The organism is Acidiferrobacter sp. SPIII_3 (assembly GCF_003184265.1).
Lineage (GTDB): Bacteria > Pseudomonadota > Gammaproteobacteria > Acidiferrobacterales > Acidiferrobacteraceae > Acidiferrobacter.
In genome coordinates this window covers 2,783,650-2,798,045 of the sequence record NZ_CP027663.1, presented here as the reverse complement: position 1 = coordinate 2,798,045, position 14,396 = coordinate 2,783,650, and the positions used below count along the sequence as shown (strand labels likewise).

Genomic DNA, 14,396 nt, shown 5'->3' with positions numbered 1-14,396 from the left:
TGACCGCAAACGACAGGCCGGGATCACGGCCGCGTTGAGGAGATCGACTTGAAAGACCTATTCAATTTGTTTAAGCAGGCAGGCAAGACCGAGGATTTCGATTCCATCCGGATCGGCTTGGCATCCCCGGACAAGATACGCTCGTGGTCGTTCGGCGAGGTCAAGAAGCCCGAGACGATCAATTATCGTACGTTCAAACCTGAGCGCGACGGGTTGTTCTGCGCGAAGATCTTCGGCCCCATCAAGGACTACGAGTGCCTGTGCGGCAAGTACAAGCGCCTGAAGCATCGTGGCGTGATCTGCGAGAAGTGTGGGGTCGAGGTGACGCTCTCGAAGGTGCGCCGGGAACGCATGGGGCACATCGAGCTGGCAAGCCCGGTCGCGCACATCTGGTTCCTGAAATCCCTGCCCTCGCGCATGGGTCTGGTCCTCGATATGACCTTGCGCGACATCGAGCGCGTGTTGTACTTCGAGGCCTATGTGGTCGTGGACCCGGGCATGACGCCGCTCGAGCGCAGCCAGCTCTTGTCGGAGGACTCCTATCTCGAGGCCATCGAGCAATATGGTGACGAGTTCGACGCACGCATGGGGGCCGAGGCGGTTCGCGATCTTCTGCGTGGCATCGATCTCGCCGGAGAGGCCGCCAAGCTGCGCGAGGAGTTGGGTGGCACGACCTCGGAGACCAAGATCAAGAAGCTCGCCAAGCGCCTGAAGGTCATAGAGGCGTTCCTGCATTCCGGGAACCGCCCGGAATGGATGGTCATCGAGATTCTGCCGGTGCTGCCACCAGAGCTTCGGCCGCTGGTGCCGCTCGACGGTGGCCGGTTCGCGACCTCGGACCTGAACGATCTGTATCGGCGCGTGATCAACCGCAACAATCGTCTGAAGCGGCTCTTGGACCTGAACGCCCCCGATATCATCGTGCGCAACGAAAAGCGCATGCTGCAGGAGGCGGTCGACGCGCTGCTCGACAACGGGCGCCGTGGCAAGGCCATCACCGGCGCCAATAAGCGCCAGCTGAAGTCGCTTGCCGACATGATCAAGGGCAAGCAGGGGCGCTTCCGGCAGAACCTGCTCGGCAAGCGCGTGGACTACTCCGGGCGCTCGGTCATCGTGGTCGGTCCCGCCCTCAAACTGCATCAGTGCGGTCTCCCGAAGAAGATGGCGCTCGAGCTCTTCAAGCCCTTTATCTTCAGCAAGCTCGAGATGCGCGGACTGGCGACGACCATCAAGGCCGCGAAGAAGATGGTCGAGCAGGCGAGCCCCGAGGTCTGGGACATACTCGAGGAGGTCATTCGCGAGCATCCGGTGCTGTTGAACCGGGCGCCCACGCTCCACCGTCTGGGCATTCAGGCCTTCGAGCCCGTGCTCGTCGAGGGTAAGGCCATCCAGCTCCACCCGCTGGTGTGCGCGCCCTACAACGCCGACTTCGACGGCGATCAGATGGCGGTGCACGTCCCGCTTTCTTTGGAGGCCCAGCTCGAGGCGCGCAGCCTCATGATGTCCTCGAACAACATCCTGTCGCCGGCGAATGGCGAGCCGATCATCGTTCCTTCGCAGGATATCGTGCTCGGGCTCTACTACATGACCCGCGTGCGCGTAAACGCGCTCGGCGAGGGCAAGGTGTTTGCGGACGTGGCCGAGGTGCATCGCGCCTACGAGAGCCGCAAGGTGGCGCTGCACGCCAAGTGCCGCGTGCGCATCCCGGAGGTCACGATCGACGACGCCGGCAACAAGGTGAAGACCGTAAAGCTCGTCGAGACGACCGTCGGCCGGGCGCTGCTGTCGGAGCTTCTGCCGGACGGCCTGCCGTTTGCGCTGGTGAACCGCGATCTTAAGAAAAAGACCATCTCGGAGCTCATCAATGCCTGCTACCGGCAGGTCGGCCTGAAGGAGACCGTGATCTTCGCCGACCAGCTCATGTATACGGGCTTTGCGTTTGCGGCGCGCGCCGGCATCTCGATCGGCGTGAACGACATGGTGACGCCCGCCGAGAAGGCCAAGATCATCGGCGATGCCGAGGCCGAGGTGCGCGGTATTCAGACGCAGTACGCGTCCGGACTGCTCACCGACGGCGAGCGTTACAACAAGGTCGTGGACATCTGGACCCATACCAGCGAGCGCGTGGCCAAGTCGATGATGGACAAGCTCGGCGTCGAGGACGTCACCGATGCCGAAGGCAAGGTGGTGACCCAGCCGTCGTTCAACTCCATTTATATGATGGCGGACTCCGGCGCGCGCGGTAGCGCCGCCCAGATTCGCCAGCTCGCCGGCATGCGCGGTCTCATGGCCAAGCCCGACGGGTCCATCATCGAGACGCCGATCACGGCGAATTTCCGCGAGGGCCTGAACGTACTGCAGTACTTCATCTCGACGCACGGCGCGCGCAAGGGCTTGGCCGACACCGCCTTGAAGACGGCGAATTCCGGCTACCTGACGCGGCGGCTCGTCGACGTGTGCCAGGACCTGGTGGTCACGGAGCCTGATTGCGGCACCCAGATCGGGATCCGCAAGAGCGTGATCGTGGAGGGCGGCGAGGTGGTGGTGCCGCTGCGCGAGAGCGTGCTCGGGCGCGTGGTCATAGGGGACGTCGTCGATCCGGCCGACAACAGCGTGCTGGTGGCGCATAACGCACTGCTCGACGAGCGCAAGGTGCGCCTGCTCGAGGAGCGCAATATCGACCAGGTGATCGTGCGTTCGCCCGTGACCTGCGAGACCCGTTACGGGATCTGCGCGTTGTGCTACGGGCGCGACCTGGGACGGGGTCATCTCGTAAACCAAGGCGAGGCGGTGGGCGTGATCGCGGCGCAGAGCATCGGCGAGCCCGGGACCCAGCTCACCATGCGCACCTTCCACATCGGCGGCGCGGCATCGCGCGCGACGGCGGTGAGCGGGATCGAGGTCAAGTCCAACGGTTCGGTACGCTTTAACAACCTGAAGCTGATCCGTCACGCGAGCGGCAACAATGTGGCGGTGTCGCGTTCCGGCGAGCTCGTCGTGCAAGACGATCACGGGCGTGACCGCGAGCGCTACAAGGTGCCCTATGGCGCCATTCTGAACGTGAGCGAAGGCGACAAGGTCAAGGCCGGGCGCGTAGTGGCAAACTGGGATCCCCATACCCATCCCATCATCACCGAAGTGGCGGGCAACGTGGCCTTCACGGACCTGATCGACGGGGTGACCGTCAACAAGCAGACCGATGAGGTGACAGGGCTTAGCACCTACGTGGTCCTGGATCCGAAGCACCGCTCGGGGGCCAAGGACATCCGTCCGATGATCGCGCTTTTGGATGAGAAGGGTAAGGGCCTTTTCATACCAGGCACCGACATCCCGGCGAAATACATGCTGCCGCCGGGCGCCATCATCACCGTCGAGGATGGGCTCAAGATTGGGGTGGGCGACGTGCTCGCCCGCATCCCGCAGGAGAGCTCCAAGACACGCGATATCACAGGGGGTCTGCCGCGCGTGGCCGAGCTCTTCGAGGCGCGCAAGGCCAAGGATCACGCCATCCTCGCGGAGACGAGTGGTGTGGTGTCGTTTGGCAAGGACACCAAGGGCAAGCAGCGGCTGCTGATCACCGACAAGGGTGGCGAGGAACACGAATATCTGATTCCGAAGGGCCGCCACATCATGGTGTTCGAGGGCGAGACCGTGGAACAGGGCGAGGCGATCGTCGATGGTCCCCCGGTGTCGTCGGACATCCTGCGGCTGCTCGGTGTCGAGGCCATGGCCAACTTCATCGTTGACGAGGTCCAGGATGTCTATCGGCTGCAGGGCGTGAAGATCAACGACAAGCACATCGAGGTGATCGTGCGCCAGATGCTGCGCAAGGTGCGCATCATCGATGCCGGTGACACCCAGTTCCTGCCCGGTGAGCAGATCGAGCGGGCGCGGTTGCTTGATGCCAATGAAGAGGTGGAGGCGGCCGGGAAGCGGCCCGCCACCGGCGAGCGCCTGCTGCTTGGCATCACCAAGGCCTCGCTCGCCACCGAGTCGTTCATCTCGGCGGCGTCCTTCCAGGAAACGACGCGGGTCCTGACCGAGGCGGCCATAAGCGGCAAGCGCGATCGGCTGCGCGGCTTGAAGGAAAACGTCATCGTGGGCCGCCTGATCCCGGCCGGAAGCGGGCTCGCGCATCATCAGGAGCGCAAGCGCAAGCGCGCCGACGAGAAGGACGAAGCCACCGCCCTGCGCGAGGCCCTGTTGCCCACGCGTGACAAGGGCGACGGCGGCGATAAGGCGGTGTCGGCTTAAAGGATCGGCCCCTGTCGAAGCGCTCTTGACAGGGGCCGCCGTTATGCCTACAATCGCGCACCTTTGAAGCCAGGCCCGTTTGTGCATTGGGGCCTAAGGCCAGCATTTGCATCGGAGTCATGAATGCCCACGATTAACCAGTTGGTCCGTAAGCCGCGGGTACAGCCGCAGAAGAAGACGACGGTGCCGGCCCTGAATGCCTGCCCGCAAAAGCGTGGCGTCTGTACGCGCGTTTACACGACGACCCCGAAGAAGCCGAACTCGGCGCTGCGGAAGGTCGCGCGTGTGCGTCTCACGAACGGCTACGAGGTCACGAGCTACATAGGAGGCGAGGGCCACAACCTCCAGGAGCACTCGGTTGTCCTCATTCGCGGAGGCCGCGTGAAGGACTTGCCGGGTGTGCGCTACCACACGGTGCGTGGGTCGCTGGATACCGCAGGTGTCGCGGATCGCCGACAGGGCCGCTCGAAGTATGGGGCCAAGCGGCCGAAATCCTAAGGCTGACATGAAGCAGGGTACGCCGCACATCCAAGGTGCGGCGTTTTCTCGTTCGAAATGGTGTGAAGGTTGAGAATATGCCGAGAAGAAGAGAAGTTCCCAAGCGCCCGACGCGGCCCGATCCGAAATACGGGAGCGAGATGCTCACGAAGTTCATGAGCGTGGTGATGCAAAGCGGCAAGAAGTCGGTGGCCGAGAAGATCATCTACGGGGCGCTTGAGACGATCGCTTCGCGGAACAAGGGCGAGCCGCTGGCCGTGTTTCAGCAGGCCATCGACAATGCCAAGCCCCTGGTCGAGGTCAAGAGCCGGCGGGTGGGCGGTGCGACCTATCAGGTGCCGGTCGAGGTGCGTCCGGGCCGGCAGCTGGCCCTGGCGATGCGCTGGGTCGTCGACGCGGCGCGCTCGCGCGGCGAGAAGTCCATGGGTGCGCGGCTGGCAGGGGAATTGCTCGATGCCGCCGAGCGTCGTGGCAACGCGGTCAAGAAGCGCGAGGAAGTGCACCGCATGGCGGAAGCCAATAAGGCGTTCTCCCATTATCGCTGGTAGAAGACGCAAACTCACGAATTTAGCGTAAGGATCTGGCCGTGGCTCGTACGACACCAATCGACCGTTATCGCAACATCGGCATCATGGCGCATATCGATGCCGGCAAGACCACCACCACGGAGCGGATCCTGTTCTACACGGGCGTGTCCCACAAGATCGGGGAGGTTCATGAGGGCGCGGCCGTCATGGACTGGATGGAGCAGGAGCAGGAGCGCGGGATTACGATCACATCGGCGGCGACCACCTGTTTCTGGAAAGGCATGGCCGCGAATTACCCCGAGCACCGCATCAATATCATCGATACACCCGGTCACGTGGACTTCACCATCGAGGTGGAGCGTTCGCTGCGCGTGCTTGACGGGGCGTGCGCGCTGTTCTGCGCGGTAGGCGGGGTCGAGCCGCAGTCGGAGACGGTGTGGCGGCAGGCCAACAAGTACGGTGTGCCGCGTATCGCGTTCGTGAACAAGATGGACCGCGCGGGCGCGAATTTCCTGCGGGTGGTGGAACAGGTGCGGGTGCGCCTGGGCGCGATACCCGTGCCCATCCAGTTGCCGATCGGCGCCGAGGATCGTTTTCAGGGGGTCGTGGATCTCGTGAAGATGAAGGCGATCTATTGGGACGATGCGACCCAGGGCATGCGCTTCGAGGAGCGCGAGATCCCATCGGAGATGCGTGCGGAGTGCGAGAAGTGGCGCGAACACATGATCGAGGCCGCCGCCGAGGCCAACGAGGTTTTGATGGACAAATACCTCGGCGGGGAGACGCTGACGACCGAGGAGATCAAGGCGGGCCTGCGCGCGCGTAGTCTGGCCTCGCAGATCGTCGTGACCTTGTGCGGCTCGGCGTTCAAAAACAAGGGTGTGCAGTCGATGCTCGACGCGGTCATCGACTACCTGCCGTCGCCGAGGGAGAAGAAGGCGATCGTGGGGCATCTGGACGACAAGGAGGGCACGGAGGTCGAGTGTCCGGCCGATGATGACGCGCCGTTTGCGGCGCTGGCGTTCAAGATAGCGACCGACCCGTTTGTGGGCCAGCTCGTCTACTTCCGGGTCTATTCCGGGGTGCTGAAGAGCGGTGACTCGGTGTTCAACCCGGTCAAGTCCAAAAAAGAGCGCGTCGGGCGGCTCTTGCAGATGCATGCCAATCATCGCGACGAGATCAAGGAAGTGCATGCCGGCGACATCGCCGCGGCCGTGGGGCTGAAGAACATGACCACGGGCGATACGCTATGCAACCCCGAGCGCGTGGTCACGCTTGAGCGCATGGAGTTCCCGGAGCCCGTCATTTCGCAGGCGGTGGAACCAAAGACCAAGGCTGATCAGGAGAAGATGGGGCTCGCGCTTGGGCGGCTGGCCCAGGAGGACCCGTCGTTCCGTGTGCGCACCGATGAGGAATCCGGACAGACCATCATATCGGGCATGGGCGAGCTGCACCTGGAGATCATCGTCGATCGCATGAAGCGCGAGTTCGGGGTCGAGGCGAGCGTCGGTAAGCCGCAGGTGGCCTACCGCGAGACCATTCGCAAGAAGGTCGAGCAGGAGCACAAGTTTGCCAAGCAGAGCGGCGGGCGCGGCCAGTACGGGCATGTGTTTCTGCGCATCGAGCCGCAGGAGCCCGGGAAGGGTTTTGAGTTCGTCGACGAGATCAAGGGTGGCGTGATCCCGCGGGAGTACATACCGGCGGTCGAGAAGGGGGTGCGCGAGGCCCTCGAGCGCGGTATTCAGGCGGGTTTCCCGGTGGTGGATGTCAAGGTGGCCCTCTATTACGGGTCCTACCACGAGGTCGACTCGTCGGAAAACGCCTTCAAGATGGCCGCCAGCATGGCGTTTCGTGAGGGGTGCCTGAAGGCCGATCCGGCGCTTCTCGAGCCGATCATGGCTGTCGAGGTGGTGACGCCCGAGGATTACATGGGCAGCGTGAACGGCGATCTGAGCTCGCGGCGCGGGGTCATTCAGGCCATGGAAGAGGCGCCGGCCGGCAAGGTCGTGCGCGCCGAGGTACCGCTTGCCGAGATGTTCGGGTACGCGACCTCGCTGCGTTCGGCGACGCAGGGCCGCGCGACCTATGCGATGGAGTTCAAGCGCTATGCGGTGGCGCCGAGCAATATCGCAGAACAGGTCATTAAGAAAGCCAGTTAGAACGAAAACGATTCAGCCTACGAGGTACCCACGGTGTCCAAGGGAAAATTTGAACGCACGAAGCCCCATCTGAATGTGGGCACGATAGGCCACGTCGATCATGGCAAGACCACGCTCACGGCGGCCCTGACCAAGGTCCTGTCGACGAAGTTCGGGGGCGAGTTCAAGGCCTACGACCAGATCGACAACGCCCCCGAGGAGCGCGCCCGCGGCATCACCATCGCCACCGCGCACGTGGAGTATCAGACGCCCCAGCGCCACTACGCGCACGTCGACTGCCCGGGGCATGCCGACTACATCAAGAACATGATCACCGGCGCCGCGCAGATGGACGGCGCGATCCTGGTGGTATCGGCGGCCGACGGCCCCATGCCCCAGACCCGCGAGCACATCCTGCTCGCCCGCCAGGTGGGCGTGCCCTATATCGTGGTGTTCCTGAACAAGGCCGACATGGTCGACGACAAGGAGCTCCTGGAACTCGTGGAGATGGAGGTGCGCGAGCTCCTCGACCGTTACGAGTTCCCGGGGGACAAGACCCCGATCGTGGTGGGCTCGGCCCTGAAGGCCCTCGAGGGGGACACCTCCGAGATCGGCGAGGCCGCGATCATAAAGCTCGCCGAGGCCCTGGACAGCTACATTCCGCAGCCCGAGCGCGCCATCGACGGCGCCTTCCTCATGCCCGTCGAGGACGTGTTCTCGATCTCCGGACGTGGCACGGTCGTGACCGGACGGGTCGAGCGTGGCATCGTGAAGGTCGGCGATGAGGTCGAGATCGTGGGCCTGCGGGATACCGTGAAGACCACCGTCACCGGCGTCGAGATGTTCCGCAAGCTGCTCGATCAGGGTCAGGCCGGCGACAACATCGGCGTGCTGTTGCGCGGCACCAAGCGCGAAGAGGTCGAGCGCGGCCAGGTGCTGTGCAAGCCCGGCAGCATCAAGCCCCATACCCGCTTCGAGGCCGAGGTCTATGTCCTGAGCAAGGAGGAAGGCGGGCGCCATACGGCGTTCTTCCAGGGTTACCGCCCGCAGTTCTATTTCCGGACCACCGACGTCACCGGGTCCTGCGATCTGCCCGCCGGGACCGAAATGGTGATGCCCGGCGACAACGTCCGGCTCACGATCAGCCTCATCAGTCCGATCGCCATGGAGGAAGGCCTGCGGTTTGCCATCCGCGAGGGCGGTCGTACGGTGGGCGCGGGCGTGGTGTCGAAGATACTTGAGTAGGGACCATGGCCAACCAAAAGATCAGAATTCGTCTCAAGGCCTTCGATCATAGGCTTATTGATCGCTCGGCTTCGGAAATCGTCGATACCGCGAAACGGACCGGCGCCATCGTCAAGGGCCCGATTCCTTTGCCGACCAAGATCGAGCGGTACACCCTGTTGCGTTCACCGCACGTGGATAAGAGCTCGCGTGATCAGTTCGAGATTCGCACGCATAAGCGCATCATGGACATCATCGAGCCTACGGAGAAGACGGTGGACGCGCTTCTCAAGCTGAATCTCGCGGCCGGCGTGGACGTCGAGATCAAGGTGAGTTAGGAGCGGTCATGGCACTCGGAATAGTGGGCAAGAAGATTGGCATGAGCCGCGTGTTTGCCGCCGACGGCACGGTGGCGCCGGTGACGGTGGTGGCGGTCGAGCGCAATCATGTGGCGCAGATCAAGGACGTCGCGACCGACGGCTACCGCGCGGTACAGATAGCCGCCGGCACGCGGCGGCCTTCGCGGGTCACCAAGGCGCAGGCCGGGCATTTCGCCAAGGCGAAGATCGAGCCGGCGGCGAGCCTGTGGGAGTTCCGGTTGGCGGCGGACGAAGGTCAGGGGCTGGAGATCGGCGCGGAGGTGCGCGTCGATATCTTTGCCGAAGGCCAGAAGGTGGATGTGCAGGGCACGACCATCGGTAAGGGTTTCGCGGGCGTCATCAAGCGCCATCACTTCGGTGGTGGGCGCGCGTCGCACGGTAACTCTCTGTCGCACCGCGCGCCCGGCTCCATTGGCCAGCGCCAGACCCCGGGACGCGTGTTTCCCGGCAAGAAGATGGCAGGCCACCTGGGCGCCAAGATCCGCACGCAGCAAAACCTCGTGGTGGTGCGCGTGGACGCCGAGCGCAATCTGCTGCTGATTCGCGGCGCGGTCCCCGGATCGGCGGGCTCGGATGTGGTGGTGCGGCCGGCCGTGAAGGCCGGCAAGACGGAGGCCAAGCAATCATGAAGATGACGGTGGTGAAGGCCTCCGGCGGCGCCGGGGAAATGGAGGTTTCGGATGAGGCCTTCGGGGTGCCCTTCAAGGAGCATCTCGTGCATCAGATCGTGGTCGCCTATCAGGCCGGTGGACGCTCGGGCACACGCGCGCAAAAGAATCGCTCGGCGGTGAGCGGCAGCACGCGCAAGCCGTGGGCGCAGAAAGGCGGCGGGCGGGCGCGCGCGGGCAATATCCGAAGCCCCATATGGCGCGGTGGCGGTAAGACCTTCCCGGCGACGACCCAGGATTTCAGCCAGAAGGTGAACAAGAAGATGCGGCGCGCCGCGCTGCGCTCGATCATGTCGGAATTGATCCGTCAGGACCGGCTGATCACCGTAGACGAGATACAGGCGGCCTCCAAGACCAAGGAGCTCCTGGCGCGCCTGGCGGGGTTTGGCATCAGTGGGCGGTCGCCGGACGTGCTGATCGTGGCGGACAATGCGGTCGACGGGCTTGCGCTTGCGGCACGCAATCTGTACCGCGTCGCGGTGCGGCCGAGTGACCGGGTGGATCCGGTGTCGTTGATCGCGCACGACAAGGTGCTCATGACCGTCGGGGCCGTGAGGAAGCTTGAGGAGATGCTGGCATGACGGCCGACATTTATGGAGTGTTGCTCGCGCCGCACGTCTCGGAGAAGGCGACGCGGCTTGCCGAAAAGCATCGGCAGTTTGTATTTCGCGTGCGCAAGGATGCCACCAAGGCCTCGGTGAAGGCGGCCGTCGAGAAGTTTTTCAAGGTCGAGGTCGCCGATGTGCGAGTAACGGTCTTGAAGGGCAAGGCCAAGGGTGGCAAGAACCCCGGGCGGCGATCGGACGTGAAGAAGGCCTATGTGGCCTTGAAACCCGGTTTTGATATCCAGTTCGGGACCGGGCAATAGGGGGAAGTATGCCAGTCGTCAAGGTAAGACCCACGTCGGCGGGACGTCGCGGCCTCGTCAAGGTAGTCCACCCGGGCCTCCATAAGGGCGCGCCCTATGCCGGGCTCGTGGAGAAGAAGGCCAAGATTGATGGCCGCAACAACAACGGGCGGGTTTCCGTGCGTCACCGGGGCGGCGCCCACAAGCGGCATTACCGGCTGATCGATTTTAGGCGCGACAAGGACGGGATCACGGCGCGTGTCGAGCGCTTGGAGTACGACCCGAACCGCAGCGCGCACATCGCGCTCATGTTGTACGCCGACGGCGAACGGCGTTATGTCATCGCCGCCAAGGGCCTGGAGGTCGGTCAGGAGATCCTGTCGGGCAGCGATGCGCCGATACGGGCCGGCAACTGCCTGCCGTTGCGCAATATCCCGGTGGGTACCACCGTGCATTGCGTGGAGCTGAAGGTCGGGCGCGGCGCGCAGATCGGGCGGTCGGCCGGGGCCTCGCTGCAGTATGTGGCGCGCGAAGGGGACTACGCCCAGCTTAGGCTGCGATCCGGCGAGGTCCGCAAGGTCCACGTGGAATGCCGCGCGACGATCGGCGAGGTCGGCAACGGCGAGCACTCGTTGCGCAAGCTCGGCAAGGCCGGGGCGGCGCGTTGGCGCGGTATCCGGCCGACGGTGCGCGGCGTGGCCATGAATCCGGTCGACCATCCGCATGGTGGCGGCGAGGGGCGGACGTCCGGCGGGCGCCACCCGGTAAGCCCGTGGGGCACGCCGACCAAGGGTTATAGGACACGAGTCAACAAGCGGACCGACGGCATGATCGTGCGTCGTCGGTACCAGAAGTAACTGAAAAGTGTGAGGGCGCACCGTGCCACGTTCGATTAAGAAGGGACCGTTTCTCGACGACCATCTGGCCAGGAAAGTCGGTGAGGCGCAGAGGACCGGGAACAAGAAGCCGATCAAGACCTGGTCGCGCCGCTCGACGATCATGCCGGATTTCATAGGGCTTACGATCGCCGTGCACAACGGGCGCCAGCACGTTCCGGTGCTGATCTCGGACAACATGGTCGGGCATAAGCTGGGCGAGTTCGCGGCCACGCGCACCTTCAAGGGTCATACCGCGGACAAGAAGGCATCCGGAGGCTGATGATGGCGACCAAGGCGGTGTTGAAGAACGTGCATGTGTCGCCGCAGAAGGGGCGATTGGTGGCGGACTTGGTGCGTGGCCTGCCCGTGGGACGGGCGTTAGAGGTGCTGGCGTTCAGCCCGAAGAAGGCGGCGCGCATCGTGAAAAAGGTGCTGGAGTCGGCGATCGCCAATGCCGAGAACAACGAGGGTGCGGACGTCGACGAGCTCAAGATCTCGGAGATCCAGATCAACGGGGCGTCGTCCATGAAGCGCTTTCATGCCCGCGCGAAGGGCCGCGGGGCGCGGATCTTAAAGCGCACCAGCCACATCAGCGTCACGGTCGCAGCGAGCGGGGGGAATTGAGATGGGGCAAAAGATCAATCCGATCGGAATGCGGCTTGGGATCGTCAAGGATTGGACGGCGAAGTGGTACGCGCATCGCGGGGCGTACGCCGCCAACATCCGTGCCGACGTGGAGCTGCGCGCGTGGCTTAAGGCCAAGCTTTCGCATGCCGCGGTGAGCTCGATCATCATTCAGCGTCCGGCCCAGAGCGTGACGATCACCATCCGCACGGCGCGGCCGGGGATCGTGATCGGCAAGAAGGGTGAGGACATCGAGCGCATGCGCCAGGAGCTCGCGAAGCTCGCCGGCGTGCCCGTGCAGTTGAATGTCGAAGAGATCCGAAAGCCAGAGCTCGACGCCGCCCTGGTCGCGGAAAATATCGCGCAGCAGCTCGAAAAGCGCATCATGTTCCGTCGCGCCATGAAGCGGTCGGTGACCAACGCCATGCGGCTTGGGGCGCTGGGCGTGAAGATCATGTGCGCCGGGCGTCTGAACGGCGCCGAGATCGCGCGCACCGAATGGTATCGCGAGGGGCGCGTGCCTCTTCATACGTTGCGCGCGGACATCGATTATGGGGTGGCCGAGGCGCATACGACGTATGGCGTGATCGGTATCAAGGTGTGGATCTTCAAGGGTGAGATCTACGGGCAGATGAACCCCGCGGACGCGGAGACGGAGGGGAAGAAGGCCACGGCCTGATTCCAATGAACGCATGCTGCAGCCAAAGAGAACGAAGTTTCGCAAGCAACACAAGGGCCGCAACCGCGGGCTCGCCTCGCGCGGGAACAAGGTGAGTTTCGGCGAGTTCGGGCTGAAGGCCATGGGGCGCGGGCGCCTGACATCGCGTCAGATCGAGGCCGCGCGGCGGGCGCTGACGCGCTCCATCAAGCGTGGCGGCCGGGTGTGGATCCGCGTGTTTCCCGACAAGCCGATCTCGAAAAAGCCGCTCGAGGTGCGCATGGGTAAAGGAAAAGGCAACCCCGAGTACTGGGTGGCGCTGATCCAGCCCGGCAAGGTGCTCTATGAGATGGAAGGGGTGAGTGAGGCGGTGGCGCGCGACGCGTTTCGCCTGGCGGCCGCGAAGTTGCCGGTGCAGACCGCGTTCGTGGCGCGGCAAGTGGCCTAAAGAGGGGCGGTTATGGACCTGAAAGAGATGCGGGCGGCGTCGGTCGAGGAGCAGCGCAAGGAGCTTGAGGCGTTGCGGGAGAAACAGTTTACGTTGCGCATGCAAAGCGCCACCGGGCAGATCCGGAACGTAAGCGAGATCGCGAAGGTGCGCCGGGATATCGCGCGGATGTTGACGGTTATGCAGCAGGTGGGGAGCCGATAGGCCATGACGGAAACGACAGTGGAGAAGCCTGCGCGTACGGCGACCGGCCGGGTGACGAGCAGCAAGATGGACAAGACGATCACCGTGTTGATCGAGCGGCGGACGCCACACCCCGTATATGGGAAGTTCGTGCGCCGGAGCACCAAGCTGCATGCGCACGATGAGAATAATGAGGGCCGGGAAGGTGATCTGGTCTTGGTGGAGCAGTGCCGTCCGCTTTCGAAGACCAAGACCTGGCGGCTCGTCCGGGTATTGGACCGCCCCGCTGTTGTATAGGGCCTTTGGGACCGGGTAAATCGATGTTATGATGGCGGGCTACGCAGTGCGCGCCTAACGGAAGGAACACCATGATTCAGATGCAAAGCGTGCTGTCCGTCGCGGACAATAGTGGCGCCAAGAAGGTGCAGTGCATAAAGGTCCTCGGTGGCTCGAAGCGCCGTTATGCGGGCATCGGCGACATCATCAAGATCAGTATAAAGGAAGCGGTCCCGCGCGGGCGCGTGAAGAAGGGCGATGTCTACGACGCCGTGATCGTGCGCACCAAGGTGGGCGTACGGCGGGCCGATGGTTCGGTGGTGCGGTTCGACAGCAATGCGGCGGTGCTTTTGAACCCCCAGCATCAGCCGGTCGGTACGCGCATTTTCGGGCCCGTGACTCGTGAGCTGCGCAGTGAGCAGTTCATGAAGATCATATCGCTAGCCCCCGAAGTGATATAGGTGCGCCATGCAGAAGATCCGGAAAGGCGATGAAGTGTTGGTGCGCGTCGGCAAGGACAAGGGCAAGCGCGGTAATGTGCTCAAGGTCTACGCCGACGGCCGGGTGTTGGTGGAGAACGTGAATCGGGTCAAGCGGCACGTGCGCCCGAACCCCAACAAGAACGTGACCGGCGGCATCATCGAGCGCGAGGCGCCGCTGTCGGGGGCGAACGTGGCGTTGTTCAACAAGGCGACCGGCAAGGGCGAGCGCGTCGGGTTTCGGACCTTGGATGACGGTCGCAAGGTGCGCGTCTTCAAGCGCAGCGGCGAAGTCGTGGATGCGTAGGGGAAGG

Annotated in this window: 18 protein-coding genes; all 18 read left to right on the top strand. The window is 63.8% G+C overall.

The features are described from left to right. The first annotated feature begins 48 nt into the window (after nt 1-48). The 18 genes from rpoC (at nt 49) to rplX (ending at nt 14,389) form a co-directional block, all read left to right on the top strand. A complete protein-coding gene (rpoC, locus tag C4901_RS14215; RefSeq protein WP_110137893.1) occupies nt 49-4,254 on the top strand; it encodes a DNA-directed RNA polymerase subunit beta' in 4,206 nt (1,401 codons plus the stop codon). A 123-nt stretch (nt 4,255-4,377) separates the two neighbouring features. Next, on the top strand, nt 4,378-4,752 hold the full coding sequence (rpsL, locus tag C4901_RS14210) for a 30S ribosomal protein S12 (RefSeq protein WP_065970332.1): 375 nt from the start codon (nt 4,378-4,380) through the stop codon (nt 4,750-4,752). Between the two features lie 77 nt (nt 4,753-4,829). Further along, a complete protein-coding gene (rpsG, locus tag C4901_RS14205; RefSeq protein WP_065970330.1) occupies nt 4,830-5,300 on the top strand; it encodes a 30S ribosomal protein S7 in 471 nt (156 codons plus the stop codon). A 38-nt stretch (nt 5,301-5,338) separates the two neighbouring features. Next, nucleotides 5,339-7,438, top strand: coding sequence for an elongation factor G (gene fusA, locus C4901_RS14200; protein WP_110137892.1), 2,100 nt, complete (start codon nt 5,339-5,341; stop codon nt 7,436-7,438). A 33-nt stretch (nt 7,439-7,471) separates the two neighbouring features. After that, on the top strand, nt 7,472-8,662 hold the full coding sequence (gene tuf / locus C4901_RS14195) for an elongation factor Tu (RefSeq protein WP_110137891.1): 1,191 nt from the start codon (nt 7,472-7,474) through the stop codon (nt 8,660-8,662). 5 nt (nt 8,663-8,667) lie between these two features. After that, nucleotides 8,668-8,979, top strand: a complete 312-nt coding sequence (gene rpsJ, locus C4901_RS14190; protein ID WP_065972132.1) for a 30S ribosomal protein S10 — start codon at nt 8,668-8,670, stop codon at nt 8,977-8,979. Between the two features lie 8 nt (nt 8,980-8,987). Continuing rightward, entirely contained in the window at nt 8,988-9,650 is a 663-nt protein-coding gene (gene rplC / locus C4901_RS14185) for a 50S ribosomal protein L3 (RefSeq protein WP_110137890.1), read from the top strand. Next, nucleotides 9,647-10,270 (top strand): 50S ribosomal protein L4, encoded by a 624-nt coding sequence (rplD, locus tag C4901_RS14180; RefSeq protein ID WP_110137889.1) that lies wholly within the window; start codon nt 9,647-9,649, stop codon nt 10,268-10,270. Before rplC ends, rplD begins: the two co-directional genes overlap by 4 nt. Beyond that, complete coding sequence (gene rplW, locus C4901_RS14175) at nt 10,267-10,557, top strand: 50S ribosomal protein L23 (protein WP_065972129.1); 291 nt, start codon at nt 10,267-10,269, stop codon at nt 10,555-10,557. Before rplD ends, rplW begins: the two co-directional genes overlap by 4 nt. 8 nt (nt 10,558-10,565) lie before the next feature. Further along, a complete protein-coding gene (rplB, locus tag C4901_RS14170) occupies nt 10,566-11,393 on the top strand; it encodes a 50S ribosomal protein L2 (RefSeq protein ID WP_110137888.1) in 828 nt (275 codons plus the stop codon). A gap of 22 nt (nt 11,394-11,415) precedes the next feature. Beyond that, entirely contained in the window at nt 11,416-11,694 is a 279-nt protein-coding gene (rpsS, locus tag C4901_RS14165) for a 30S ribosomal protein S19 (protein WP_065972127.1), read from the top strand. Between the two features lie 2 nt (nt 11,695-11,696). Then, nucleotides 11,697-12,038 (top strand): 50S ribosomal protein L22, encoded by a 342-nt coding sequence (gene rplV / locus C4901_RS14160; RefSeq protein WP_065972126.1) that lies wholly within the window; start codon nt 11,697-11,699, stop codon nt 12,036-12,038. Nucleotide 12,039: 1 nt separating this feature from the next. Next, nucleotides 12,040-12,717 carry a 30S ribosomal protein S3 gene (rpsC, locus tag C4901_RS14155; protein ID WP_110137887.1) on the top strand — a complete coding sequence of 226 codons (678 nt, stop codon included), beginning with the start codon at nt 12,040-12,042 and terminating at the stop codon, nt 12,715-12,717. Between the two features lie 13 nt (nt 12,718-12,730). Next, nucleotides 12,731-13,144: a 50S ribosomal protein L16 gene (gene rplP, locus C4901_RS14150; protein WP_110137886.1), complete on the top strand. Its 414-nt coding sequence runs from the start codon at nt 12,731-12,733 to the stop codon at nt 13,142-13,144. A 12-nt stretch (nt 13,145-13,156) separates the two neighbouring features. Beyond that, nucleotides 13,157-13,348, top strand: coding sequence for a 50S ribosomal protein L29 (gene rpmC / locus C4901_RS14145; protein WP_110137885.1), 192 nt, complete (start codon nt 13,157-13,159; stop codon nt 13,346-13,348). Nucleotides 13,349-13,351: 3 nt separating this feature from the next. Beyond that, the gene (rpsQ, locus tag C4901_RS14140; protein WP_110137884.1) at nt 13,352-13,624 is read left to right on the top strand and encodes a 30S ribosomal protein S17; all 273 of its coding nucleotides are present in this window, start codon (nt 13,352-13,354) and stop codon (nt 13,622-13,624) included. A 71-nt stretch (nt 13,625-13,695) separates the two neighbouring features. Further along, nucleotides 13,696-14,064: a 50S ribosomal protein L14 gene (gene rplN / locus C4901_RS14135; protein WP_110137883.1), complete on the top strand. Its 369-nt coding sequence runs from the start codon at nt 13,696-13,698 to the stop codon at nt 14,062-14,064. A gap of 7 nt (nt 14,065-14,071) precedes the next feature. Further along, nucleotides 14,072-14,389, top strand: coding sequence for a 50S ribosomal protein L24 (rplX, locus tag C4901_RS14130; protein ID WP_110137882.1), 318 nt, complete (start codon nt 14,072-14,074; stop codon nt 14,387-14,389). The last annotated feature ends 7 nt before the right edge of the window (nt 14,390-14,396 follow it).